The sequence below is a fragment of the Streptomyces sp. Je 1-332 genome (genome assembly GCF_040730185.1).
Taxonomy (GTDB): domain Bacteria; phylum Actinomycetota; class Actinomycetes; order Streptomycetales; family Streptomycetaceae; genus Streptomyces.
In genome coordinates this window covers 7782134-7806189 of the sequence record NZ_CP160402.1, presented here as the reverse complement: position 1 = coordinate 7806189, position 24056 = coordinate 7782134, and the positions used below count along the sequence as shown (strand labels likewise).

General features: G+C 71.8%; 22 protein-coding genes. 12 read left to right on the top strand and 10 right to left on the bottom strand.

Features of this window, described 5'->3' with window-relative positions:
* Window positions 1-3: 3 nt before the first annotated feature.
* Window positions 4-906: a GntR family transcriptional regulator gene (locus tag ABXJ52_RS35135; RefSeq protein ID WP_367047906.1), complete on the bottom strand. Its 903-nt coding sequence runs from the start codon at window positions 904-906 to the stop codon at window positions 4-6.
* Between the two features lie 115 nt (window positions 907-1021).
* Between ABXJ52_RS35135 and ABXJ52_RS35130 the strand changes: the two genes are divergently transcribed.
* From ABXJ52_RS35130 to ABXJ52_RS35115, 4 genes are all read left to right on the top strand, one after another.
* Window positions 1022-2620, top strand: coding sequence for an MFS transporter (locus ABXJ52_RS35130; protein WP_367047904.1), 1599 nt, complete (start codon window positions 1022-1024; stop codon window positions 2618-2620).
* A 240-nt stretch (window positions 2621-2860) separates the two neighbouring features.
* On the top strand, window positions 2861-3433 hold the full coding sequence (locus tag ABXJ52_RS35125; RefSeq protein ID WP_367047903.1) for an HPP family protein: 573 nt from the start codon (window positions 2861-2863) through the stop codon (window positions 3431-3433).
* A gap of 82 nt (window positions 3434-3515) precedes the next feature.
* Window positions 3516-4349, top strand: a complete 834-nt coding sequence (locus ABXJ52_RS35120; RefSeq protein WP_367047901.1) for an aldo/keto reductase — start codon at window positions 3516-3518, stop codon at window positions 4347-4349.
* 127 nt (window positions 4350-4476) lie between these two features.
* Window positions 4477-5889, top strand: a complete 1413-nt coding sequence (locus tag ABXJ52_RS35115; protein WP_367047899.1) for an NADP-dependent succinic semialdehyde dehydrogenase — start codon at window positions 4477-4479, stop codon at window positions 5887-5889.
* A gap of 57 nt (window positions 5890-5946) precedes the next feature.
* On the opposite strand, the gene ABXJ52_RS35110 is transcribed toward ABXJ52_RS35115, so the two are convergent.
* From ABXJ52_RS35110 to ABXJ52_RS35100, 3 genes are all read right to left on the bottom strand, one after another.
* A complete protein-coding gene (locus tag ABXJ52_RS35110; RefSeq protein ID WP_367047897.1) occupies window positions 5947-6369 on the bottom strand; it encodes a hypothetical protein in 423 nt (140 codons plus the stop codon).
* An 85-nt stretch (window positions 6370-6454) separates the two neighbouring features.
* A complete protein-coding gene (locus tag ABXJ52_RS35105; protein ID WP_367047895.1) occupies window positions 6455-7420 on the bottom strand; it encodes an LLM class F420-dependent oxidoreductase in 966 nt (321 codons plus the stop codon).
* 68 nt (window positions 7421-7488) lie between these two features.
* Window positions 7489-8394: a glycoside hydrolase family 16 protein gene (locus ABXJ52_RS35100; RefSeq protein WP_367047893.1), complete on the bottom strand. Its 906-nt coding sequence runs from the start codon at window positions 8392-8394 to the stop codon at window positions 7489-7491.
* Between the two features lie 251 nt (window positions 8395-8645).
* Between ABXJ52_RS35100 and ABXJ52_RS35095 the strand changes: the two genes are divergently transcribed.
* The 4 genes from ABXJ52_RS35095 (at window position 8646) to ABXJ52_RS35080 (ending at window position 13182) form a co-directional block, all read left to right on the top strand.
* Window positions 8646-9461: an SAM-dependent methyltransferase gene (locus ABXJ52_RS35095; RefSeq protein WP_367047891.1), complete on the top strand. Its 816-nt coding sequence runs from the start codon at window positions 8646-8648 to the stop codon at window positions 9459-9461.
* Between the two features lie 78 nt (window positions 9462-9539).
* The gene (locus ABXJ52_RS35090; RefSeq protein WP_367047889.1) at window positions 9540-10073 is read left to right on the top strand and encodes a 2Fe-2S iron-sulfur cluster-binding protein; all 534 of its coding nucleotides are present in this window, start codon (window positions 9540-9542) and stop codon (window positions 10071-10073) included.
* Window positions 10070-11053: a xanthine dehydrogenase family protein subunit M gene (locus tag ABXJ52_RS35085; protein WP_367047886.1), complete on the top strand. Its 984-nt coding sequence runs from the start codon at window positions 10070-10072 to the stop codon at window positions 11051-11053. Before ABXJ52_RS35090 ends, ABXJ52_RS35085 begins: the two co-directional genes overlap by 4 nt.
* Before the next feature lie 32 nt (window positions 11054-11085).
* Window positions 11086-13182, top strand: coding sequence for a xanthine dehydrogenase family protein molybdopterin-binding subunit (locus ABXJ52_RS35080; protein WP_367047884.1), 2097 nt, complete (start codon window positions 11086-11088; stop codon window positions 13180-13182).
* A gap of 63 nt (window positions 13183-13245) precedes the next feature.
* Here ABXJ52_RS35080 and ABXJ52_RS35075 read toward each other — a convergent pair whose 3' ends face one another.
* Together ABXJ52_RS35075 and ABXJ52_RS35070 are read right to left on the bottom strand one after the other, a co-directional pair.
* A complete protein-coding gene (locus ABXJ52_RS35075; RefSeq protein ID WP_367047882.1) occupies window positions 13246-14268 on the bottom strand; it encodes a PHP domain-containing protein in 1023 nt (340 codons plus the stop codon).
* Between the two features lie 111 nt (window positions 14269-14379).
* Complete coding sequence (locus tag ABXJ52_RS35070; protein WP_367047880.1) at window positions 14380-14562, bottom strand: hypothetical protein; 183 nt, start codon at window positions 14560-14562, stop codon at window positions 14380-14382.
* A gap of 252 nt (window positions 14563-14814) precedes the next feature.
* Between ABXJ52_RS35070 and ABXJ52_RS35065 the strand changes: the two genes are divergently transcribed.
* Together ABXJ52_RS35065 and ABXJ52_RS35060 are read left to right on the top strand one after the other, a co-directional pair.
* A complete protein-coding gene (locus ABXJ52_RS35065) occupies window positions 14815-16059 on the top strand; it encodes a PP2C family protein-serine/threonine phosphatase (RefSeq protein WP_367047878.1) in 1245 nt (414 codons plus the stop codon).
* Window positions 16060-16170: 111 nt separating this feature from the next.
* Window positions 16171-16650, top strand: a complete 480-nt coding sequence (locus ABXJ52_RS35060) for a DUF5709 domain-containing protein (RefSeq protein ID WP_367049469.1) — start codon at window positions 16171-16173, stop codon at window positions 16648-16650.
* Window positions 16651-16680: 30 nt separating this feature from the next.
* On the opposite strand, the gene ABXJ52_RS35055 is transcribed toward ABXJ52_RS35060, so the two are convergent.
* The gene (locus ABXJ52_RS35055; RefSeq protein ID WP_367047876.1) at window positions 16681-17253 is read right to left on the bottom strand and encodes a GNAT family N-acetyltransferase; all 573 of its coding nucleotides are present in this window, start codon (window positions 17251-17253) and stop codon (window positions 16681-16683) included.
* Between the two features lie 318 nt (window positions 17254-17571).
* On the opposite strand from ABXJ52_RS35055, the gene ABXJ52_RS35050 reads away from it, so the two are divergent.
* Both ABXJ52_RS35050 and ABXJ52_RS35045 read left to right on the top strand, forming a co-directional pair.
* The gene (locus tag ABXJ52_RS35050) at window positions 17572-18222 is read left to right on the top strand and encodes a carbonic anhydrase (RefSeq protein WP_367047874.1); all 651 of its coding nucleotides are present in this window, start codon (window positions 17572-17574) and stop codon (window positions 18220-18222) included.
* Between the two features lie 54 nt (window positions 18223-18276).
* Window positions 18277-19818, top strand: coding sequence for a SulP family inorganic anion transporter (locus ABXJ52_RS35045; protein WP_367047872.1), 1542 nt, complete (start codon window positions 18277-18279; stop codon window positions 19816-19818).
* A gap of 215 nt (window positions 19819-20033) precedes the next feature.
* Here the strand turns inward: ABXJ52_RS35045 and ABXJ52_RS35040 are convergent, their stop codons facing one another.
* Genes ABXJ52_RS35040 through ABXJ52_RS35030 form a run of 3 tightly spaced genes read right to left on the bottom strand, consistent with a single transcriptional unit; the run spans window position 20034 to window position 23956 of the window.
* The gene (locus tag ABXJ52_RS35040; protein ID WP_367047870.1) at window positions 20034-22100 is read right to left on the bottom strand and encodes an iron ABC transporter permease; all 2067 of its coding nucleotides are present in this window, start codon (window positions 22098-22100) and stop codon (window positions 20034-20036) included.
* A 6-nt stretch (window positions 22101-22106) separates the two neighbouring features.
* Window positions 22107-23087, bottom strand: a complete 981-nt coding sequence (locus ABXJ52_RS35035) for an iron-siderophore ABC transporter substrate-binding protein (RefSeq protein ID WP_367047868.1) — start codon at window positions 23085-23087, stop codon at window positions 22107-22109.
* On the bottom strand, window positions 23084-23956 hold the full coding sequence (locus tag ABXJ52_RS35030) for an ABC transporter ATP-binding protein (protein ID WP_367047866.1): 873 nt from the start codon (window positions 23954-23956) through the stop codon (window positions 23084-23086). Before ABXJ52_RS35030 ends, ABXJ52_RS35035 begins: the two co-directional genes overlap by 4 nt.
* Window positions 23957-24056: the final 100 nt, after the last annotated feature.

The following is a 24056-nucleotide window of genomic DNA, read 5'->3' as shown; positions in this document are numbered from 1 at the left end:
TGCTCAGCGCTTCGCGATGAGTGCCTCGACCCCGTCCAGGAACCGCTGGAGCCCGAACTCGAAGAGGGTGCCGAGCTCGAGATCGAACTCGTCGTCGCCGAACAGCGTGGAAAGGACCGGATAGGCCCCGGAGGTCTGGATCGCCTCCGTCCGGGCCTCGTTGGACGCCATCCACTCCTCCGGGGTCATGCCGGTGTCCTGCCGCGCGTGGGACTCCAGCTCGATGGCCAGGGTGACCCCTTGGGCGTACCCGAGGAGCGCGAGGTGGACATGGATCATCTGGTACGGCGTGAGCCCGACCCCCCTCAGGGCGGCAAGGACCCGCTCCGTGTACCGCATCGCGTGGGGCGATGCCATCGGCCGGGTGAGTCCGGCCATGGCCCGCCCCAGCCAGGGGCGACGTTCATACAGGCTCCACAACCACCGTGCCTCCTGCGTCAGTTGCGCACGCCAGCCGTGCGGCCGGGGGCCCGGCGGTTCCTCGCTGAACACCGCCTCCGACATCAGCCGTACGAGTTCGCCCTTGCTCGGGACATGCCGGTAAAGCGCCATGGTGGAGACCCCGAACTCGGCCGCGACGCGACGCATGGAGAGAGCGCCGAGCCCCTCCGAGTCGGCGGACGCGATCGCGGTCCGGATGATGCGCTCGCGGGTCAGGCCCTGCCCGGAGGCCGCACCACTGTCCCGCGCCGGCTCCGCCACCACCGTGCCGACACCGGGCACGGCACGCACCAGGCCCTCCTGGTTCAGCGAGGCGAGCGCCTTCGTGGCCGTCGCCATCGCCACACCCCATTCCTGGGTGATGCGCCGGGTGGAGGGGACTCGATCACCCGGAGCGAGATCGCCGGAGACGATCCTTTGCCGGATGTCGCGGGCGATGCGGAGATAGGGCGGATCGGTGACCATGAGCACACTGTACTAGTGCACCTACTCTCCGATCCCCCAGTGCACAGGCACCTACTGGGGAAGCGCACTAGGTCGTTGTTTGCGGCGTACGCGCCGACCCGATTCCGTGGCGGACATGGAGAACACACCCAACCCCCGTGCGGGCCGCAAGGAATGGACCGCCCTCGGCGTCCTGATGCTTCCCCTGCTCCTTGTTTCGATGGACGTCTCGATCCTCTACTTCGCGATCCCCTACGTCAGCCAGGACCTGGAGCCCACCGCCACACAGCAGCTGTGGATCCTCGACATGTACGGCTTCGTCCTCGCCGGCCTGCTCATCACCATGGGCGCACTCGGCGACCGGATCGGGCGGCGCACCCTGGTGATCGCGGGCGCCACGGTCTTCGGTGCGGCCTCGATCGCCGCCGCGTACGCGCACTCGGCCGAACTGCTCATCGCCGTACGGGCGTTGCTGGGGCTCGGTGGCGCCGCACTGATGCCGTCGACCCTCGCACTGATCCGCAATCTCTTCCGCGACGAGAAGCAGCGGGGCAAGGCGGTGACCGTGTGGACGGCCGTCATGGCCGCCGGTATCTCGCTCGGCCCGGTGGTCAGCGGACTGCTCCTGGAACACTTCTGGTGGGGTTCGGTCTTCCTGATCAATCTGCCCGCGATGGTGCTGCTGCTCGCCCTGGTGCCGTTCCTGGTACCGGAGTTCAAGACGCCGCAACAGGGCCGCTTCGACCTGCTGAGCGCGGCGCTGTCACTCGCCGCCCTGCTCCCGGTCATCTACGGCATCAAGGAACTGGCCCAGCACGGCTACGAGCCGCTGCCCGCCCTCGGCGTCACATCGGGACTGGCTCTCGGCTGCGCGTTCGTCCGCAGGCAGCGGCGGGTGGCGAACCCGATGATCGACCTGGGACTGCTGGGCCGGCGCGCTTTCGGCGGCCCGATGGTCGCCAATCTCCTCGCCATGTTCGCGACGGTGGGCATGGCCGTCTTCCTCACGCAGTATCTGCAGTCCGTCCTCGGCATGGGCCCGTTCGAGGCCGCGCTGTGGAGCATGCTGCCGGCCGCGGGCATGGCCGTCACGGCTCCGACAGCGGCGGCTTTCGCGCAGCGAGTCGACCGGGCGTACGTCATGGGTGGCGGTTTCCTCCTCGCCGCCTGCGGTTTCCTCTGGCTGAGCCAGGTGCACACCGACACGGCGCTCTGGGTCCCGCTGACCGCCGCATCGCTCTACGCGGGCGGCCTGGTCGCCGCCATGACACTGGCCAACGAACTCGCCCTCGGCGCCGCCCCGCCGGAGCGCGCGGGCTCGGCCGCGGCCGTCCTCGAGTCCGGCCAGGAGCTGGGCGGCGCGCTCGGCATGGCGCTCCTCGGCTCCATCGGTTCGGCGGTCTACAGCCGTGACATGGCCGATGCCCTGCCTGCCGGGGTTCCGCAGGCCGACGCGGTACGCGAGACGCTGGGCGGGGCGACGACCGTGGCCGCGCGTCTCCCGGCCACAACGGCTGAGAGCGTCCTGACGGCGGCGCGCGACGCCTTCACGCACGGGATGGGCTTCGCCGCGATCGGTGCGGCCACCGTCATGGCCGCGGCGGGCGTCTTCTCCCTCGTCCTGCTACGAGGCGCGGGCAGGACCGAGCCCTCGAGCGAGTCCCCGACAGGCGGGGTGGGGCCGGAAACGCGCGTCGATCAGCCACCTCGCCATGCGGGCGCAAGTAGGGCGTGAGCAGGGCATGAAACCCGTGATCACTGTGTTGGGCCTGGTCAGCACAGTGATCACCGGCCCTGGCCGCGGGCCGCGTGACCGGGCTTCGTAAGATCGCGGGTGAGTACGCGGACGCCCCGACCCTGGGCCGCCGATGCTGCCCGCGCCCCCTGCCGACCGCATGGGTGGCCGTGGCGACTCCTGCCCTCTGTCACCCGCCGTCCGGGTTTCCCGCCGGCTGAAGTCCGGAACATCCTTCTCTTGAGCACCGACGAAATCATCGAGGCGCCGCCCACGCCTACCCACCCGCGCCCGCTTCCGCCTGTCCGTCCCCGCATCCTGCCCCGCCTGGTGGGCCGCGCCCCCGCCCCGCCGCCGACCGGTGCCACCCTGCACAACATCAGCGCCGTCACGGCCGTGCTGCTGGCCCTGGTCGCGGTCGGTTCCGTCGTCCACGAGCCGGTCCTGATACCCCCGCTCGCGGCGTCCGCGGCGATCGTGCACAGCGTCCCCCGGCTGCCGCTGGCCCAGCCGCGCAGCGTGATCGCGGGCCATCTGCTGTGCGCCGGTGTCGGGTACGCGGTGCTCGCCGCGCTGGGCAGCGCCCCGTGGGCCGCGGCGCTCGCCGCGGGCATCGGCCTCGCCGTGATGACGGTGGCGCGCACCCCGCACTCCCCTGCGTGTGCCACGGCCGTCGTCATCGTCCTGCACCATCCCCGGCCCGCGACCTTCGTGCCCCTGCTCGCGGGGGCGGTCGTCATGGTGGTCCTCGCGGGGTGGGCCGCCTCGTGTGCCCGTCCCAGCGCGCCGCGCTATCCCGCGTACTGGTGGTGATCGCTTGTGCGAGGGCGCCGGACCGTGTGAAGTTCTGGGCGTGACGAGCCTGCGCACGCAGGGACATGAGAAGGGATACGCGATGACTGCGGCAAAGACGGTGACATTCCCCTCCGGCGCGAGTGTGCCCGCCCTGGGCCAGGGCACCTGGCGCATGGGCGACGATCCCGCGCGCCGCAGCGAGGAGCTCGCCGCCCTGCGCAAAGGCATCGACCTGGGCATGACGCTGATCGACACGGCCGAGATGTACGGGAGCGGCGCGTCGGAGGAGCTGGTCGGCGAGGCGATTCGCGGGCGTCGCGACGACGTGTTCCTGGTGAGCAAGGTGCTGCCGTCGAACGCCGACGCCCGCGGCACCGTCGACGCCTGCCACGCGAGCCTGCGCCGCCTCGGCACCGACCGGATCGACCTGTACTTGCTGCACTGGCGGGGTGGCGTGCCGCTCTCCGAGACCGTCGAGGCGCTCGAAGGCCTGGTGAGCCGCGGCAGCATCGGCGCCTGGGGCGTGAGCAACCTCGATGTCGACGACCTGGCGGAACTCCCCGACGGGGCCCGCCCGCAGACGGACCAGGTGCTCTACAACCTCACCCGCCGCGGCCCCGAGTACGACCTCTTCCCCTGGTGCCGCGAACGCTCGGTGCCTCTGATGGCCTACTCCCCGCTGGAGCAGGGCCGGCTCCTCGGCGACCGGGCCCTGGAGTCCGTGGCGTCGGCGCACGGGTGCACGCCTCTTCAGGTGGCGCTCGCCTGGGTGCTGCGGCACGACGACGTCATCGCCATCCCGAAGGCGTCCACCGCGGCCCATGTGGAGGAGAACCACGGCGCCCTCGACGTCGCCCTGACCGACGAGGACCTCAAGACGCTGGACGCCGCGTTCCCCGCGCCCGTGCGCAAGGAACCGCTGGAGATCCTCTAGATCCTCCGCGGAGGTGTGCGCTCCGGATGTCCGGGCACCCGCCAGGTCCCGCATGCTGCCCCGCGCATGTCGCCCTAGGGTGAACCGCGGGGCTTGCTACATCCGGAGCGTCCCGAGGAGGAACGGCATGCCCATCGCCACGGTCAATCCCGCCACCGGCGAGACTCTCGAAACCTTCGAGCCGCTTGCGGACGCGGAGGTCAAGCGCCGCGTGGCGGCGGCCCACACCGCGTTCGGCACGTACCGCACCAGCGGCTTCGCCGAGCGCGCCCGGTTCCTGAACCGGGCGGCCGACCTGCTGGAAGAGGACAACGCGTTCATCGCCCGCACGATGACCACCGAGATGGGCAAGCCCATCAAGGCCGCCAAGGCCGAAGCGGCCAAGTGCGTCAAGGCCATGCGCTGGTACGCCGAGCGTGCCGAGGAGCTGCTCGCGGACGAGCACCCCGCGCAGGCCGACGTGGAGGACTCCGGCGCGAGCCGGGCCGTCGTCCGCTACCGTCCGCTGGGCGTCGTGCTCGCCGTGATGCCGTGGAACTTCCCGCTGTGGCAGGTCGTACGGTTCGCGGCCCCCGCCCTGATGGCGGGCAACGTCGGTCTGCTCAAGCACGCGTCGAACGTGCCGCAGACCGCTCTCTATCTCGACGACCTCTTCCGCCGCGCCGGGTTCCCCGAGGGTTGCTTCCAGACGCTCCTGATCGGCTCGGACGCCGTCGAGGGCATCCTGCGCGACGAACGGGTGGTCGCGGCGACCCTCACCGGCAGCGAACCGGCGGGCCGCTCGGTGGCGTCCACCGCCGGTGACGAGATCAAGAAGACCGTTCTGGAACTGGGCGGCAGCGACCCCTATCTCGTGCTGCCGAGCGCCGACGTCGAGCGCGCCGCGGCGACCGCGGTGACCGCCCGGGTGCAGAACAACGGTCAGTCCTGCATCGCCGCCAAGCGCTTCATCGTGCACGCCGACGTCTATGACGCCTTCCGCGACCGATTCGTCGCGGGCATGCGGGAGTTGACCGTCGGCGACCCCGCGAGCGAGGAGACGGACGTGGGTCCGCTCTCCACCGAGCAGGGCCGCAGCGATCTGGAGGAGCTCGTCGACGACGCGCTCGCCCGCGGCGCCACCGCGCTGTGCGGCGGACAGCGCCCCAAGGAGCAGGAGCGGGGCTGGTACTACTCCCCCACCGTCCTCGCCGACGTGACCGAGCAGATGCGCATCCACCGGGAGGAGGCGTTCGGGCCGGTGGCCACGCTCTACCGCGTGGCGAGCCTGGACGAGGCCGTGACGCTGGCCAACGACTCGCCGTTCGGGCTCAGCTCGAACGTCTGGACGCGCGACGACGCCGACATGGAGCGCTGCGTACGAGATCTCCAGGCGGGCGGCGTCTTCTTCAACGGCATGACCGCATCCCACCCCGGGCTGCCCTTCGGCGGCATCAAGCGCTCGGGCTACGGACGCGAGCTGGCGGGCCACGGCATCCGCGAGTTCTGCAACGCCACGACGGTCTGGTACGGCCCGGCCGACCCGGACGCCAAGGGCTGACCGGGGGCTGGCCGGGCCGAATGCGCACGGCCGTAGCCGCGACCGCCGCGACCGGGTTCAGTGACCCGGGAGCGGCGGCTCGCCGTGTTCGGCGCCCGTCAGGCGCAGCTGGACCTGTACTTCCTGGTCGCCGGACGCGGTGCCGGTGGCCGAGACGACGAAGGCCGATTCGAGCGTGGCCCGCAGCCGGTCCACCGCCACCGGGCTGCCTTGCAGGTCGGCGGTGACCGAGTCCGCGAGCAGCACACCGCGGACCGGCCCCGGGCTGTCGGCGGCGAGGAAACCGCCGGTCCAGACGGCGGGGCGTGGCTGCTCCGTCCGGTGGGGCGCCTCCTCGCCGCGGTCGGACGGGAAGTGGGTGCGCAGGACCCCGAAGACGGCGTCCGCGTCGGCCGCGGAGCACTCGCCGAGTACCACTTGCACCAGGTCCGGGGAGTCGGACCGCGCGGTGGATGCGGCCGGGTCGGGTGTGTCGTTCACGCTGTGCTCCAGTGGGGTCGCGGGTAACTGACGTGTGATCACGGGTACCCGATGTGCGAACAGGTATCTGATGTTCCTGAGCTGCTCAGAGCTCGCGCAGCGCGGGAAGGAGTTTCTGCTCCGCCCAGTCGATGAAGGGGCGCTGCTGGTCGCCGCCCACCTGGACGAGGGCGACTTCCGTGAAGCCCGCGTCGACGAAGGGGCGTACGGCGTCCACGAACGAGTCGACGTCCTCGCCGCAGGGGATCTGCTCGGCGATGTCCTCGCGGGTCACGTACTGGGTGGCGCCCGCGAAGCCGGAGGGCCCCGGCAGTTCCGAGTTCACCGGCCAGCCGCCGACCGACCAGCGGAACTGGTCTCGGGCGCGGGCGATCGCCGCGTCCTTGTCGGTGTCGAAGCAGACGGGCAGCTGGCCGACGCGCGGCTTGCCGCTGCCGCCGTGCCGGTCGAAGGATTCGAGCAGCTCGGCCTTGGGCTCGGTCGCGATGACCAGGTCGGCAAGGCGCCCGGCCAGCGAGCAGGACCGGCCGCCGGAAACCGCCACTCCAATGGGCGGCAGCTTGTCGGGCACATCCCACAGGCGGGCGTTCGACACGTCGAAGTGGGTGCCCTGGTGGTTGACGTTCTCGCCGGTGAACAGCGCCCGGATGATGTCCACCGCCTCTTCGAGCATCTCGAGGCGCACCTGGGGCGATGGCCAGCCGGCGCCGACCACGTGCTCGTTGAGGTTCTCGCCCGAGCCGAGCCCGAGCCGGAAGCGGCCCTCGGAGAGCAGCTGCATCGTCGCGGCCTTCTGTGCCACCACGGCGGGGTGATAGCGGACCGTCGGGCAGGTCACGTACGTCATGAGCGGGATCCGCGACGTCGCCTGCGCCGCGGCACCGAGCACGCTCCACGCGTAGGGCGCGTGCCCCTGCGAGTCGAGCCAGGGGAAGTAGTGATCAGAGGTGACGGAGAAGTCGAACCCGGCCCGCTCCGCCGCGACCAGGTCGTCGACGAGGGCACGGGGGCCCGCCTGCTCGGTCATCATCGTGTAGCCGATTTGCACCATATTTGTACGCTTTGCCGAACTGCTCCCGCTGAAACCTCGCCCCGCGGGTACTCGGGTGCCCTGCGGCTCTACTTCCAGTCGTACGCGTACGCGGCTACCCAGGTGATCTCCAGCTGCGCGCTGCTGCCGGGCGCCGCTCCCGGGCCTTCCAGCGCGCTCTCGTTCTGCAGGATCCAGGACAGCGGCTGGTCCGGCACGCCTCGGGTGTCGTGTCCGGTCTCCCGGCCGTCCACGAAGAAGCGCACGTGCCCCGGGGTCCATTCGGTCGACACCGTGTGCCACTCGGTCCACTCGTCGGCGCCGCGGAACGTGCCCTGTTCGCCACCGCCGCACGGGTGGTGGAACGCGGTGAGGGACCCGGCCCAGTTGCCCTCGGGGTGGTCCATCTCGCAGCCCCCGCCGTAGTGCAGCCAGGCCGACTTGTAACCGGGGGCCGGCTTGGTCACCTTGATGCGGGCGCTGTACTTGCCGTACTTCATCTGCATGACGGCACGCGGTACGACCGCGGCGGCGTGGACAGGACCTCCGTCGGCGGGCCGCCACATCCGGACGCGCATCCGGCCGTCGCCGTTCTGCGCAGGGCCCACGCTCACGGTGTCCTCCGGGTGGTAGACACCGACGACGTCCCGGTCCCGGTCGTTGGCGGTGTCGCGCCAACCGGTGGGGTAGGCCCACCAGTCGGCGCGATAGGACCCCTTCAGTCCGTCGCAGTACGCGGCGGAGGTGTCAGCGTGGTGATCGCAGTCGCTGAACGCGCCGAGCGGCACCCGGTCACCGTTGAAGTCCTCGGCTACGACCTGCCAGAACGGCCCGCAGTCGCCGCGCGGCAGCTCGGTGCCGACGCTGCCGCAGGCGTCGGCCGACCGCGGCGCTCCCCCGGCGCTCGGGATGGACAGCAGGGCTGCGAGCAGGGTTGCGCCGAGCGCCGCGAACACGATCGGCCTGCGTCGGCTCGTCGCCGCGTGTGATCCCATCGCAATGCCTTTCCTCCCGGCCGCACACGCCCCGGAGAACGCGGCGATCCCCTCACGTAAGGGCGGCATCCTCGCCGAGGCCGCGCGGGCGGACAACCGCCGGGACCCGATGATGTCTGGCAGCAGAAGCGGAACGGACGGCGTCGCAGAGCTCATCGACAAACGTCAACTGGTGTACGCGGCCGCTCGGTTGGCACCTAAATTGTGCGTTGAACAGGTTCACGCCCCCGGCGGAGAGACGGACGCTGCCCATGACCGACCACGCCACGACGCCCGGACCCGCGGCGCATCAGAAGATCGACACGACGGTGCCGCACTCGGCCCGGATCTGGAACTACTGGCTGGGCGGGAAGGACAACTACCCCGTCGACAAGGAGGCGGGCGACGCCTACAGCGCCGTCTTCCCCGGCATCGGCACCGTCGCCCGCAGCAGCCGCGCGTTCCTGCGCCGCAACATCACCCACCTGGTCTCCGAGGCGGGCATCGGGCAGTTCCTGGACATCGGGACCGGGCTGCCGACCGTGGACAACACCCACGAGGTGGCCCAGCGGCTCGATCCGAGGTCCAGGATCGTCTACGTCGACCACGACCCGATGGTCCTCGCGCACGCCCGCGCCCTGCTCACCTCCACGCCCGAGGGAGCCACCGCGTACGTGGACGCCGATCTGTCCGACCCCGACCGCATCCTCGCCGCCGCGGCCGAGACGCTCGACCTCTCCCGCCCCACCGCCCTGATCCTCAGCAACATCCTGGGGCACATCGGCGACCACGACCGGGCGCGGGCCATCGTCACCCGTCTGATGGAAGGCCTGCCCTCCGGCAGCTACCTCTCGATCAACGACGGCTCGCGAGGCACCGACGCCGACTACGAGCGGGCCCAGGACGCCTACAACGAAACCGGCGCCGTCCCCTACTTCCTGCGGCCCGTCGACCGGATCGCGGCGTTCTTCGAAGGTCTGGAACTCCTGGAGCCGGGCGTCGTCTCGGTCCCGCTCTGGCGCCCGGCCCCCGGCTCCCCCACCCCGGAGCCCATCGGCGAACACGGCGGCCTCGCCCGCAAGCCGTGATGCCGGAACGTGTGTCCTGACTCAGGCTGGTTACGCGGTGACACCGCAGACCACGCTTCGACGAGGGAGCAGAGCGCCATGGGGACCGAAGTGTTCCGCTCGGAAGTGCCCCTGACGGTGAACGGCACGCCGTGCCGCCCGACCGTCGACCACCGTTCGACGCTGCTCGACGTCCTGCGCGAACAGATGGGTCTCACCGGCGCCAAGAAGGGCTGTGACCACGGCCAGTGCGGTGCCTGCACCGTCCTCGTCGACGGACGCCGGGCCAACAGCTGTCTGCTGCTGGCCGTCGCTCATGAAGGGTGCGACATCACCACCGTGGAAGGGCTTCACTCCGAGGATGGTGAAGGGCTGCATCCCGTACAGCGTGCCTTCCTGGAGCGCGACGCCTTCCAGTGCGGCTACTGCACCCCGGGCCAGATCTGTTCGACCGTCGGCGCACTGGAGGAGGCCGCGGCGGGCCGCGCCTCCCACGTGACGGATCCGGAAGCGGACACGGGCGCCCCCGTCGAGCTGACCAGGGACGAGATCCGAGAGCGGCTCAGCGGCAATCTCTGCCGCTGCGGCGCCTATCCGCACATCGTCGAGGCAGTAGAGGACGTGGCCCGGTGAAGCCCTTCCGGTACGTGCGTGCCTACAGCGTCGAGGAGGCGACCGCCGCCCACGCGGGCCGTCAGGGCTCCCGCTATCTGGGCGGCGGCACCAATCTCGTCGACCTGATGAAGCTGGGCGTCGAACGCCCCGGGACACTGATCGACGTCAGCAGGCTGCCGCTGGACGCCGTGGAGGAGCTGCCCGACGGGTCCCTCCGCGCCGGCGGAACGGTGCGCAACAGCGACCTCGCCGCCCACCCGCTGGTGCGTGACCGCTACCCCGTCCTCGCCCAGGCGCTCCTCGCGGGGGCGTCGGGCCAGCTGCGCAACATCGCCACGACCGGCGGCAACCTGCTTCAGCGCACCCGCTGCCCCTACTTCCAGGACCTGGGCAAGCCGTGCAACAAGCGTGAGCCCGGCACCGGCTGCGGAGCACGTGACGGCGTCCACCGCGACCACGCGGTTCTCGGCCACTCACCGCAGTGCATCGCCACCCACCCCTCGGACATGGCGGTCGCGCTCGCCGCGCTCGACGCCCAGGTGGAGCTCCAGGGCGTGCGGGGCCGGCGCGCCCTGCCCGTCGCCGAGTTCCACCGCCTGCCCGGCGGCCGTCCGGAACAGGACACCGAGATCACACCCGGCGAGCTGATCACCGGTGTGCGGATCCCGCCCGGGACCGCGGGGCTGCCCTCCGCCTACCGCAAGGCCCGCGACCGCGCCTCGTACGCCTTCGCGCTCGCCTCGGTGGCCGTGGTCCTCGACGTCGAGGACTCCGTCGTACGCCAGGCGCGGATCGCGTTCGGCGGCCTGGCCCACCGGCCCTGGCGCGCCCGGCACGCCGAGGAGGCGCTGGCCGGCGGCCCGGCGAGCGACGAGGCGTTCCTGAGCGCCGTGGACGCCGAACTCGCCGCGGCCGAGCCGCTGCGGGACAACGCGTTCAAGGTGCGCCTCGCCCGCAATCTCGCGTGTGATGTCCTGCGCCGCCTCACCTCTTCGTGACCCGACTGCCTCCGCCTCCAGGGAGAACTCCCATGCCGGACACCGCCAGCGCCCTCGGGGCCCCCGCCGAGCGCAGGGAGGGCCCCCAGAAGGTGGCCGGGGCCGCCCGCTACGCCGCCGAGCACACCCCTGAGGGGTGCGCCTACGCCTGGCCGGTGCCCGCCACGGTGGCGCGCGGTTCGGTCACCGCGGTCGACGACACGGCGGCCCGTGAGCTGCCCGGCGTCGTCGAGGTCCTCACCCACCTGAACGCGCCACGCCTGGGGAAGCCGGACGACGCGACGCTCGCCGTGTTGCAGGACGCGCGCGTGCCGCACCGGGGCTGGTACGTCGCGCTCGTCGTCGCCGACAGCCTGGAGGCGGCACGCGAGGGCGCGGCGGCCGTCCGGGTCACCTACGCCGAAGAACCGCACGACGTCACCCTGAAGGCAGATCACCCCGAGGCCTATGTGCCGGAGGACGAGGACGGCACCTCCGGCGAGCACGTGCGCGGCGACGCGGAGAGCGCGTTCGCGGACGCGCCCTCCCGCGTCGACGTCACTTACCGGGTGCCGCCGCTGCACAACCACCCCATGGAGCCGCACGCGGCCACCGCACAGTGGCGGGACGGGCGGCTGACCGTGCACGACAGCAGCCAGGGCGCCACCACCGTCCGCGATGTCCTCGCGGGGCTCTTCGCGCTGCCCAAGGAGGACATCACGGTCGTCTCCGAGCACGTCGGCGGCGGCTTCGGCTCCAAGGGCACACCCCGTCCGCACGTGGTGCTGGCCTCCATGGCCGCCCGCGAGACCGGAAGGCCCGTCAAACTCGTCCTGCCACGGCGCCAGTTGCCCGCCGTGGTGGGCCACCGCTCGCCGACCCTGCACCGGGTACGGCTGGGCGCCGAGAGGGACGGCAGGCTGACCTCCGTGATCCATGAGGTGACCGCGCACACCTCTCGCGTCAAGGAGTTCGTCGAGACGGCCGCCGCCGCCACGCGTGTCATGTACCCCTCGCCGCACGCCCGCACCACCCATCGCGTGGTGCCGCTCGACGTGCCGAGCCCCTCCTGGATGCGCGCGCCCGGCGAGGCGCCCGGCATGTACGTCCTGGAGTCGGCGATGGACGAGCTCGCCGTGACCCTGGGCATCGACCCCGTGGAGCTGCGGCTGCGCAACGACACCCCAACGGAGCCCGACTCCGCCAAGCCCTTCAGCAGCCGTCACCTCGCGGAGTGCCTGCGCGAGGGCGCCCGGCGCTTCGGCTGGGCCGAGCGCGACCCTGGCCCACGCTCGCGCGCCGAGGGGCCGGTCCTGGTCGGCAGCGGGGTCGCCGCGGCCACGTACCCGGTGGTCGTAGGGCCCTCACAGGCGAGCGCCCACGCCTACCCGGACGGCAGCTTCGTGGTCCGCGTCAACGCCACCGACATCGGCACGGGCGCCCGCACGGTGCTCGCCCAGGTCGCCGCCGAAGCGCTCGGCGTCCCGCTGGAGTCCGTACGGACCGAGATCGGCAGCAGCGACCTGCCGGACGCGCCGCTCGCGGGCGGTTCCTCCGGGACCGCCTCCTGGGGCTGGGCCGTCCACGAGGCCTGTACGCGGCTCGCCGCACGCCTGGCAGGACAGGAGGGGCAGCAGCTGCCCCCGGAGGGCGTCGGTGCCACCGCCGACACCACGGGCGAGGCCGACGCGGACAGCGACTACGCCCGCCACGCCTTCGGCGCCCACTTCGCCGAGGTGGGCGTCGACACGGTGTCGGGCGAGGTCCGGGTGCGCCGGCTGCTCGGGGTCTATGCGGCCGGGCACATCCTCAACTCCCGTACCGCGCGTTCGCAGTTCATCGGGGCGATGACGATGGGCCTGGGCATGGCGCTGACCGAGGGCAGCACCATGGACCCGGCCTTCGGCGACTTCACGGAGGCCGACCTAGCCGCCTACCACGTACCGGCCAACGCGGACGTACCGGCGATCGAGGCGCACTGGATCGACGAGGACGACGCCCATCTCAACCCCATGGGCAGCAAGGGGATCGGGGAGATCGGCATCGTGGGGACGGCCGCGGCCATCGGAAACGCGGTGCACCACGCGACGGGTGTGCGGCTGCGCGAGCTGCCGCTGACGCCGGACCGGGTCCTCGCGGGCGGTCTCTGAAGGCATCGGCCACAGCTGAAGCCGTGGCCCCGGCCGGTCTGCCGTCGTGCCATCGTGCCCTGCTCAGGCCGCCGCCCGCTTCTCCCGCGTCCAGGCCAGCAGCCTCTCCGCGGTCCAGGTCGTCACCACGCGGTCGGCGGGCACCCCGCACTCCTCGGCCCGCTCGCACCCGAGCACCTGCCAGTCCAGTTGACCGGGCGCGTGCGCGTCGGTGTCCACGGAGAACAGCACACCGGCGTCCACGGCCCTGCGCAGCAGCCGACGCGGCGGGTCCAGGCGCTCCGGCCTGCTGTTGATCTCGACGGCCGTGCCGGCGGCCTCGCACGCGGCGAACACCTCGTCCGCGTCGAACTGCGACTCCGGCCTGCCGCGCCCGGTGACGAGCCGTCCGGTGCAGTGGCCGAGCACGTCGGCCCGTGGATTGCTGACGGCCGCGACCATGCGCCGCGTCATCGCGGCGGCGTCCATGCGCAGCTTGGAGTGGACGGAGACGACCACGACGTCGAGCTGGTCGAGCAGTTCCGGCTCCTGGTCGAGCGAGCCGTCGTCAAGGATGTCGCACTCGATGCCCGTGAGCAGCCGGAAGGGCGCCCAGCGCTCGTTGAGGTCGGCCACCACGGCCAGCTGCTCGCGCAGCCGCTCCGGCGAGAGACCGCGCGCGATGGTCAGCCGTGGCGAGTGGTCGGTGAGCACGGCCCACTCGTGGCCGAGCGCTTGTGCCGCGCGGCCCATCTCCTCGATCGGGCTGCCGCCGTCGGACCAGTCCGAGTGCAGGTGACAGTCGCCGCGCAGCAGCGCCCGCAGCCGGGCGCCGCCCCCGGTGAGCGGGGCGTCGGCCTCGCCCTCGAGCCGCTCCAGATACCCGGGCACGTCGCCGGACAGCGCCTCGCGGATCACACCGGCGGTCTTGGGGCCGATCCCCTTGAGCGACTCCAGGGAGCCGTCGGCGACGCGCCGCGCCGCCTCACCGTCGGCGAGGCCGCCCACCACCGCGGCCGCTGTGCGAAAGGCCCGCACCCGATAGGTCGGGGCGCGGCCGCGCTCCAGCAGGAAGGCGATCCGTTCCAGCGCCTCGACGGGATCCATCAGCACCTCCGGCCGTCGGGGACCGTGACGGCGTACGTGTGCTTCCAGCGTCGCCCACAAAGGGCGGCGGGGCATGTGAGGGCGACGGCCTTCCCCGCCCCGCGGTGGCGCCTACGCCGCGGGCTCGGCGGAGGGGGCGTCGGGCACGACCGCGAGCGGCCCCCGGAAGTCGAGGACGGCCTCGGCTCTCTGCTGGGTCTCCTCGGCGGCCTTGCGGGCTGTCGCGAGGACATCGCCGTGCTCCTGGACGAGGGTTTCGTAGATCGGCGCCTCAGCGGCGTCATTGGCTGGCATGACCAGCAGCTCCTTGTTCGGGTGACGGTATTGGTTCGGTTGGGCCGCAGGCGGCCGGTCCGCGACCTTACGCTGCGCGGGCGGGCCGCCGCGGACCGGGGTCGATCACTGAGACGGCCGGTCCGGGGGACCGGGGTGAGCCCGGGGAGGCCCGAATCACGGCGGGCGTACGTGAAATGGGGGCCTGTGCCGTCCGAGGCCGGGCAGGATCCCGGGCCTGATGTGAGACTGCTGATGAGGCGGTGATCACAGATGTCGAGCCATCCCAGGGAGCCCGATCCCGGGGCCCAGGCCCCCGGGAAGCAAGGCCCCCGGCAGCCCGGCCCCGGGGAGCAGCTGTTCGAGCAGCTGCTCACCGCGGCGCACGCGGCGGCTCCCATGGAGCTGCCCGCGCTGGCGCAGCGCTTCGCCGACGCCGTGGGGCTCGACGGGGTGGACGTGTATCTCGTGGACCTCCAGCAGCGGCGTCTGATCTCACTGGCCGAGGAGACGCCGTCCCTCGATGTGGACGACTCCGTCGCCGGTTCGGCCTATCGGGCGCACGCGCTGCGGGTCGAGGAGCTGCCGCAGGGCAGGATCGTCGCCTGGCTGCCGCTGATCGACGGCGCCGAGCGCCTCGGCGTGATCGGGGCCACGGCGTCGGTCATCGACGTCGCGCTGCTGCGCCGCTGCCGCATGCTGGCCTCCGTCCTCGCCATGACGATCACCTCGAAGCGTGCGTCGAGCGACAGCTTCGCGCGCCGGACCCGGTCCGAGGCCATGCAGCTTCCCGCCGAGATGCTCCGGGCCTTCCTGCCGCCCAGGACCATCGGCAACTCCCGTGTGATCTCCACCGCCGTCCTCGAACCGGCGTACGAGATCGGTGGCGACGCGTTCGATCACTCCTTGACCCCGTCGACCCTGCATGTGGCGATCTTCGACGCGATGGGGCACAACCTCGCGTCGGGGCTCACGACCGCCGTGGCCATGGCCGGCTGCCGTAACGCCCGCCGCGCCGAGGCCGATCTGCCCGAGCTCGTCGAGACCATCCAGCACGCGCTGGCCGGGTGGCTGCCCGAGCAGTTCTGCACCGGGATCCTCGCCCAGCTCGACCTGGCCGAAGGCGTGCTGCGCTGGTGCAACTGCGGTCATCCGCCGCCCCTCCTGATCCGGGACCACCGCGTGCTCGACCGTGCGCTTGAGCGGCCCGCCCAGCCGCCCATGGGGACGCCCGCCGAGCTGGCCGGTGTGGCGTGGGAGGTCCATGAGGAGGCGCTCGAGCCCGGTGACCGGGTGCTGATGTACACGGACGGCGTCACCGAGCTGCGGACCGGGGGTGGCGCCGAGTTCGGCCTTGAGCGGTTCACGGACAGCATCATCCGCGCGACCGCGGCGGGCGAACCGGCGCCCGAGGCCCTGCGTCAGCTCATCCACTCCATCCTCGACCGGCAGGACAACCAACTGCGCGACGACGCGACGCTGTTGCTCCTGGAGTGGCGTCCGCCGGGAACCCGGTGACCCCTCCCCCGCGTGCCGGAACGTGTGTTCTGGATCAGGGTGGATACACGACAGGACACCAGCATCAGTCGCGCATGAAGGAGGACGAGCACCGTGGGAGACGACGAGGTCATGGGCGACGAGGTCTACCAGCCCGCCGCGGAGGAGGTCCGCGAGGACGAGGGCATCCTCGATCCGGAGGACACGCTCAACGACCGCGGGGCGGATCCGTACGACGAGGGCTGGTCGCCCCCGGAGCGGCCCCTCGGGGTGGGCCACACCGGCACCACCGCTCAGGAGCAGCAGGAGGGCGAGAGCCTGGACGAACGCCTGTCCGAGGAGCGGCCCGACCCCGCGCTCGACGTTCCTGATCCCGCCGAGGACGACGACGGCATCGGGGACACGACGGACACCGACGGCGAGCCGATCGACGAGGCGGAGGTGGGTGACGCCCGCGCAGGGCGCCTCTTCGCCCCGGACGAGGGGGCGAGCGGGGATCCGGAGACCGACGCCGCGCAGGACATGGTCGGCGAGGACATGGGCATCGACGGCGGGGCGGCGTCCGCCGAGGAGGCGGCGGTGCACGTCATCGACCCGGACGCCGCGAACTGACCTCGCCGTCCGAGGCGGGTCAGCGGTAGCTCATCGCAGGTCGAGCCGCATCAGGATCCGGGGGTGGCCGGCCAGCACGGAGGTGGTGTCGGCGGCGTGGGTGAATCCGGCACGCTCGAAGTTCTTGCGGATCCCCGCGTACGCCATCGTCAGGTCGACCTTGGCGTCGCCGTTGTCGAGCGGGTACGCCTCGACCACCGGCGCTCCGTGGGCGCGGGCGAACTCGACCGCGCCGGCGATGAGGGCGTGTGAGATCCCCTGCTTACGGTGGCCCGGGCGTACCCGGACGCACCACAGGGACCAGACCGGCAGATCGTCGACGTGCGGAATCTTCCGGTTCCGCGCGAAGGACGTGTCCGCACGCGGCGCGACCGCGGCCCACCCCACCGACTCGTCCCCGTCATAGGCGAGCACCCCCGGAGGCGGCTCGGCACGGCACAACCCGGCGACGTACTCACCCCGGTCCGGCCCGCGCAGCTCGTTGTTGAGCTTGGACGGGATCCGATAGCTCAGGCACCAGCAGACATTGGCACCGGCCGACTTGGGGCCGATGACGGCCCGGACATCCTCGAAGACCGAGGCCGGTCGCACGTCGATGGGCATGACATCACAGTGACACGCGTCTGCGAGCGGAACCATCTCACGGGCTGCACATGATCTCCACGTGGAGTCTCGACCTTCGGCTGAGCGTTCGATCGACTCGCAGTTCAGGGGCGTTTATTACTCAATCTTTGGCAGGTTTTTGCTCTGTCATCCGACGTTAATGCGATGGCAAAGTGAGAGACACAGCTGCCGTAGAGGCTGTTTCCGGGGCGACGTGGTGCCCGCTGTCATGCAGCGGCCCGCGCCGCCTCACTGTCACCATCGACCCGACCACACCGCGTCCCGGCTCCGCCGGAGTGACGCAGGAGGCAGGCCATCATGAAGTCCCTGATCGACAACGCCCGTTCCTTCGCCGCGACACACGTCGCGGCCCCTGAAAACGCCGCGGCCTTCCAGGCCCTCGAGGCCGGGCAGTCGCCCGAAGCCCTGTTCGTCACGTGCTCCGACTCACGCGTCGTACCGACCCTGATCACCGGAGCACGCCCCGGCGAACTCTTCGAACTCCGTACAGCGGGCAACGTCGTACCGCCCTACCCCTCCCGTGACTCCCGCGACGGCCTCGGCCAGGGCAGTCACCCCGTGAGCGAGGCGGCCACCATCGAGTACGCGGTGTGCGTGCTCGGAGTCCGCGACATCGTCGTCTGCGGACACTCGCACTGCGGCGCGGTGGGCGCCCTGGTGCGCGGCGAAGACCTGTCGGGCGTGCCGGCCGTGCGCGACTGGCTGGACCACTCCGTCGCGTCGGACGCCGCCCTGCGCTCCCTCTCCCCCGCCTCCACGGACGTGGCCGAAGCCGTGCAGACCCACGTGCTCGCCCAGGTGGAGAGGCTGCGCGCCTACCCCTGTGTGAGCGAGCGGATCGGCGAAGGCTCACTGACCCTGCACGCCTGGTACTACGAAGTGCACACAGGCACCGTCACCGCCCACCGCCCCTCGCAGGGCGGCCGGCCGGCGTTCGGTCCGCTGTGAGAGCCGCCACGCCCCACCGCCCGGCCCGCTCTCACGACAGGACCCCCCACCCTCATGTCCTCCTTCCTCTCCACTCTCCGCTCCCCCTTCCGCCCGCTGCGTGAACCGGGCGTCCCGCGCAAGGACTTCCTCGCCTCGCTCGTCGTCTTCCTCGTCGCCCTGCCGCTGTGCGTCGGCGTGGCCGTCGCCTCCGGTGTGCCCGCCGAACTGGGCCTGGTCACCGGCATCGTCGGCGGCCTGGTCGTCGGCTTCCTGCCGGGCAGCGCCCTGCAGGTGAGCGGGCCCGCCGCCGGTCTGACCGTCCTCGTCTTCGAGGCGGTACAGGAGTTCGGCCTCGGCATGCTCGGCGCCATCGTGCTGCTCACCGGCGCCCTGCAGATCGTCCTCGGCCTGCTGCGCTGCGGCCGTTGGTTCCGCGCCATCTCCGTGTCCGTCGTGCAGGGCATGCTGGCCGGCATCGGACTCGTACTGATCCTCGGCCAGCTCTACACCATGGCCGGGGCCGAACAGCCGCGCTCCGGGCTCGACAAGATAGCCGGGCTGCCCGGACTCCTCGCCGACGTGCTGGCTGACACCGCCTCACTGACGGCCGCGCTCCTGGGCCTTGGCACCATCGCCGTGCTCGTGCTGTGGCCGAAGCTGCCCGCGGCCGTGCGCGTGGTGCCCGCACCGCTCGCCGCCGTCGCGCTGGCCACCGCGGTGGCCGCGGGGCTGCGGCTCGACGTGGCCAACGTGACCGTGCGCGGCCTGGTCGACGCCATTCAGCCGCCGGGGTTCGGCGACCTCGCGGCCCTTGGCAGCGTCGCCGTGCTCGGCACGGTCCTCGCCTTCACCCTCATCGCGTCGGCCGAATCGCTGTTCAGCGCCGCCGCGGTGGACCGCATGCACGACGGTCCGCGCACGCAGTACGACAAGGAGCTGGTCGCCCAGGGCATCGGCAACGCGACGTGCGGCGTCCTCGGCGCGCTGCCGATGACGGCGGTCATCGTCCGCAGCTCGGCCAACGTGGAGGCCGGCGCACGAACTCCGCTCTCCCGGGTCCTGCACGGCGCGTGGCTGCTGCTGTTCGCCGTGCTGTTCCCGGCCGCGCTCGGCATCATCCCGCTGGCGGCGCTCGCCGGCGTCCTGGTCCACGCGGGCTGCAAGCTGATCCCCGTCAAGGCGATCGTCCCGCTCGCCCGCGAGCACCGGGGCGAGGCGCTGGTGCTCGCCACCACCGCGATCGCCATCGTGGTGACCAACATGTTCGAGGGCGTGGTGCTCGGCCTGGTGCTCGCGGTGGTCAAGTCCGCCTGGGACACCTCGCACATCCACCTGGACGTACGGGAGTTGACCGGCGGCCGGATGGTCGTCACCCTCACCGGCAACGCGACGTTCCTGCGGCTGCCCCGCATTCTCGAGACGCTGGAGGCCCTCCCCAAGGACCGGCCCATCGAGCTCGACCTGACCGCCGTACGGCACCTGGACCACGCCTGCCGTACGACGCTGGAGAACTGGGCGCTGCGGCACAACGACAGCGGTACGGAAGCGGTGCGGATGAAGACGTTCCCCGACTCCGAGTCGGGGGAACCCGCGGAGATACCGATGCGCCGCTGACCCCGTCGGCCCCGCATCACCCGCAACACCCGCCGCGCCACCCGCCACCCGCCCCGGTGGCGGGCGGCGCGGTGCTCCTCGCGCCTTGCCGCCCGGCAAAATCGCCGAAAAACAATCCGCCGCGGCGGGCGTGAGGCTCGATGGGCGGGGCACTCGCCTAACTGGCCCCGCCGCGTCCCCCCGTCGCGGCGGGGCCGCTGTCGTTCGCCCCGCGGCTAACGCCGGCTGCGTACCAGCAAGTACACGAAGTACGGCGTCCCGACGACCGCCGTCATGAGTCCCGCGCCCAGTTGCGCCGGGGCGATGACGGTACGGCCCAGCAGGTCGGCGAGGCAGACGAGGGACGCGCCGAGCAGCATCGCCACCGGGACGACCCGGACGTGGCGTCGGCCCACCAGCGCGCGTGCCGCGTGCGGCGCCACGAGTCCCACGAAGCCGATCGTGCCGGCCGCTGCCACCGCGGTGGCGCTGAGCAGCACGCTCACGACGAGAAAGCCGAGGCGTCCGCGAGCCAGATCGAGCCCGAGGAGCCGAGGCGTGTCCTCGTCGAGCGACACGAGGTCGAGTTCCTTGCGGCGGGAGACCGCCACGACCGTCGCGGCCACGAGCACGGCAGCGACCGGCAGGATGTCGGTGCCGCTCCGTCCGTAGGTGGAGCCCGAGAGCCAGATCAGCGCCTTGGTCGCGCTGAACCGGTCGGTGAGCACGATGACGAGGCTGATCAGCGCCAGGGATCCCGATGACACACCCATGCCGACGAGGACGAGCCTGCTGTTCTGGAACCCGCCCTTCGCCGCGAGCCCGAAGACGACCAGGGAGCTGACCGCGGCGCCGGCGAACGCCGCTCCCGCGATGCTCCACGATCCGGCGCCCGGAACCGAGGTGACGAGGAGGATGGCGCCGAGCGCCGCTCCGCCGGAGACCCCGAGGACGCCGGGTTCGGCCAGCGGGTTGCGGGTGACGGACTGTACGAGCGTGCCGGACAGCGCGAGCGCGGCACCCGCGCAGAGCGCGGCGAGCACCCGTGGCACCCGGGTGTCGAGGACGAAGGTGATGGCCTGGCCCGACTGACCCCGCACCCAGTTGGCCACGTCGCCGAGCAGGAACGTGCTGTCGCCGACGAGCACCGCGGCGATCGTGACGCCGACCAGCACGCCCACCAGGAGCACCAGGGTGATGACGTAGGCCGTCCGGCCCGGGATGCGCAGCCGCTCCGGCGCGGTGGCGCCGGCGCCGTCGCGGGTGCGCATCGCCATGACGACGAGGAACACGGCGCCGACGACGCTCGTGATGACGCCCGTGGGCACGGCGACCGCGGTCTGGGAGGACGTCACGGCGCGCAGCAGCACGTCGGATCCCAGTACGAGGGCGGCGCCCACGAGACCCGCGACGGGGATGCGGGCCCGGTGGCGTACGAGGGCGCGGAAACGACCGGCGAGTGGCCGCACGAGGGCGGGGGCGCACAGCCCCACGAAGGCGATCGGCCCCGCGAGCGTCACCGTCGCGGCGGCGAGCATCGACGCGAGGACGACGGACGTGACGCGCGTCCCGCGGACCGGGACGCCGAGCCCGTGCGCGGCGTCGTCACCGAGGGCCAGGGCGTCGATGCGACGGGCGATCAGCAGGAGGCCGGCGAGTGCGGCCCCGATGACGGGCGCCATCTGGACCACGCCGTCGAAGCCGTTCTGGCTGATGCTTCCCTGGCCCCACTGGTAGAGGCCTTCGGTCCGTTCGGGGAAGAGCAGGAGCAGCGCCTCGGTGACGGCGTTGAGTCCGAGGGCGAGCGCGCTGCCGGCCAGGACGAGGCGCACCGTTCCGGCGCCTCGTCCCGACACCGCGAGAACGACGGCGGCCGCCGCGAGGCCGCCGACGAACGCCACTCCCGATGACGCGAGCAGCGGGGCCGTGGCACCGCTGGCGACCAGGATCGTCACCGCGAGGTAGGCACCGGTGTTGACGGCGAGGGTGTCCGGCGCGGCGAGCACGTTGCGGGTGACGGCCTGCAGGGTGGCGCCTGCCGCGCCGAGCGCGACGCCGATGAGTATCCCGGCGACCATGCGCGGCATGCGCGAGGCGATGACGACGGAGGATTCGCCTTGCTCGGCCTGCCCGGTGAGGGCCTTCCACACCTGGCCGGGCCCTACGGATGCGGTGCCTTGCGTGATGTCGACGACGGCGAGTACGGCGACCAGGAGAACCAGACCGGCCGTCACCGCGACCGCGCCCGATGGGGATGCGGCCGCGCGTTCGGGCGTGGCTGAGGGCGTTGCGGTGACGGCCACGGTCTCCTACTTCTTCAGGCTGTCGACGAGGGCGTCGATGTACGCCTCCATCGCCTCGGGGCCGCCGAACATCCAGATGCCGTCGGGCAGACGGTGCACCTCGTCGTCCTTGACGAGCGGCAGGGACTTCCAGACGGAGTTGTCCGCGAGTTCGTCGGTGAACACGTCGGAGCTGTCGTCGCCCTTGTTGCCGATGTAGACGAGCTTCGCGTCGTCGTCGAGCGCGGTGAGGCCCTCGACGTCGGTGGTGGCGAGCCCGTAGTCCTTGTCGCCCTTGAGCTTCCACGCGTTCTTGAGGCCGAGGTCCTCGTTGACGGCGCCGAGCAGGGAGTTGCTGGTGTAGCCGCGCAGGGAGACCTGGTTGGAGGCGGCGTAGCCGTCGGCCATGGCGATCTTCGAGCCGTCGAGTTCGGCCTCCTTCAGCGCCTTCCTGCCTTCGGCGACCTTCGCCTCGTACGACTCCTTGGCCTTCTTGGCCTCGGCGGTCGTGCCCGTGGCCTTGGCGATGACGTCGAGGGTGTCCATCATCTGCCCGACCTGGTCGGCGCCGTCGGCGGCCTTGACCTGGAGTACGGGGGCGACCTTCTTCATCTGCTTCACCGCGGAGGCCGACATGTCGGTCGTGGTGACGATGAGGTCCGGGGTGAGACCGGCGAGGGTGTCCATGCTCGGCTCACCGCGCGTGCCGATGTCCTTGGGGTCGTTCTTCAGCGGAACCGCCGAGTCCCACGCCTTGTAGCCCTTGACGTCGGCGACACCGACGGGGTCGACGCCGAGCGTGACCATGGACTCGACGACGTTCCACTCGGTTCCGACGACCTTCTTGGCCGGGCCGTCGAGCTTCACCGTCTTGCCATGGGCGTCGGTGAGGGTGATCGGCTCGGACTTCTTGTCCGAACTGGCCTTGGCGGGCTCGGAGGTGCCACAACCGGACAGGATGAGGGCCGCGGCGGTGGCGGCCGTCGCGGCGATCAGGGAGCGTCTCATGAGGAGGTGTGGAGCCTTTCACTTCTGCTGTGGTGGCGGCCTATCGCGCGGGTGCGCAGCCGGCCGGTGAGGGGGTCTGTGTCGACCTCGATGCGGATGCCGTACGTCTCGGAGAGGCGCTCGGGCCGCAGTACGTCCTCGGGGGCGCCGTCGGCGACGATGCGCCCGGCGTCCAGGAGGGCGATCCGGTCGGCGACGGCGGCTGCCTGGTCGAGGTCGTGCAGGACGACGCCGACGGCGATGCCGCCGTCGTCCGCGAGGTCGCGCATCAGGTCGAGGAGTTCGATCTGGTAGCGCAGGTCGAGGTAGGTGGTCGGCTCGTCGAGGAGGAGCACGCCGGTCTCCTGGGCGAGGCAGCCGGCGAGCCACACCCGCTGCAGCTGTCCGCCGGAGAGTTGGTCGACGGCGCGGTCGGCGAGGCCGTCGACGCCGGTCATGGCGAGCGCACGTTCCACCACGGCGGCGCCCCCGGGATCGGCCTGACCCCAGCGCCCCCGGTAGGGATAGCGGCCGAACTCCACGACGTCACGGACGGTCAGACCGCCGGGCGTGGGGCGTCCTTGGGTCAGGAGCGCGACGCGCCGGGCGAACTGGCGGGACGTGAGGTCGAAGGCGTCGGCGGCGTCGGCCGTACCGGAGTCGAGGGTCAGGGTGCCGAGCCGGGCCCCCTGCAAGCGGGCGACGGTGCGCAGCAGTGTCGACTTGCCGCTCCCGTTCGGGCCGACGAGAGCGGTCACTTCGCCGGGCCTGAGCTGGATGGCGGCGTCGTGGACGACGTCGACGCCGTCGTACGACACGGTCATGTGCTCGGCGGACAGTTCGTGACCGCGCGGACGTGTGGCGCTACCTGCGCGTTCACCTGATCTCACGGCGTGAAGGTTAGCCTAACCTTAGTCTGGCTGGAAGTAGGGGGTGCCAACTCGGCCCAGATCCCCCTTTCACGCACGGGTGCCGCCCATCGGCCGTGGC

Bases quoted from the DNA above. Each gene is read 5' to 3' on its own strand.
- ABXJ52_RS35045 (WP_367047872.1), top strand. From the start codon at position 18,277: ATGTCCTCCTTCCTCTCCACTCTCCGCTCCCCCTTCCGCCCGCTGCGT.
- ABXJ52_RS35130 (WP_367047904.1), top strand. From the start codon at position 1,022: ATGGAGAACACACCCAACCCCCGTGCGGGCCGCAAGGAATGGACCGCC.
- ABXJ52_RS35070 (WP_367047880.1), bottom strand. From the start codon at position 14,562: ATGCCAGCCAATGACGCCGCTGAGGCGCCGATCTACGAAACCCTCGTC.
- ABXJ52_RS35135 (WP_367047906.1), bottom strand. From the start codon at position 906: ATGGTCACCGATCCGCCCTATCTCCGCATCGCCCGCGACATCCGGCAA.
- ABXJ52_RS35105 (WP_367047895.1), bottom strand. From the start codon at position 7,420: ATGGTGCAAATCGGCTACACGATGATGACCGAGCAGGCGGGCCCCCGT.
- ABXJ52_RS35050 (WP_367047874.1), top strand. From the start codon at position 17,572: ATGAAGTCCCTGATCGACAACGCCCGTTCCTTCGCCGCGACACACGTC.
- ABXJ52_RS35075 (WP_367047882.1), bottom strand. From the start codon at position 14,268: ATGGATCCCGTCGAGGCGCTGGAACGGATCGCCTTCCTGCTGGAGCGC.
- ABXJ52_RS35095 (WP_367047891.1), top strand. From the start codon at position 8,646: ATGACCGACCACGCCACGACGCCCGGACCCGCGGCGCATCAGAAGATC.
- ABXJ52_RS35035 (WP_367047868.1), bottom strand. From the start codon at position 23,087: ATGAGACGCTCCCTGATCGCCGCGACGGCCGCCACCGCCGCGGCCCTC.
- ABXJ52_RS35090 (WP_367047889.1), top strand. From the start codon at position 9,540: ATGGGGACCGAAGTGTTCCGCTCGGAAGTGCCCCTGACGGTGAACGGC.
- ABXJ52_RS35115 (WP_367047899.1), top strand. From the start codon at position 4,477: ATGCCCATCGCCACGGTCAATCCCGCCACCGGCGAGACTCTCGAAACC.
- ABXJ52_RS35065 (WP_367047878.1), top strand. From the start codon at position 14,815: ATGTCGAGCCATCCCAGGGAGCCCGATCCCGGGGCCCAGGCCCCCGGG.
- ABXJ52_RS35080 (WP_367047884.1), top strand. From the start codon at position 11,086: ATGCCGGACACCGCCAGCGCCCTCGGGGCCCCCGCCGAGCGCAGGGAG.
- ABXJ52_RS35100 (WP_367047893.1), bottom strand. From the start codon at position 8,394: ATGGGATCACACGCGGCGACGAGCCGACGCAGGCCGATCGTGTTCGCG.
- ABXJ52_RS35120 (WP_367047901.1), top strand. From the start codon at position 3,516: ATGACTGCGGCAAAGACGGTGACATTCCCCTCCGGCGCGAGTGTGCCC.
- ABXJ52_RS35055 (WP_367047876.1), bottom strand. From the start codon at position 17,253: ATGCCCATCGACGTGCGACCGGCCTCGGTCTTCGAGGATGTCCGGGCC.
- ABXJ52_RS35060 (WP_367049469.1), top strand. From the start codon at position 16,171: ATGGGCGACGAGGTCTACCAGCCCGCCGCGGAGGAGGTCCGCGAGGAC.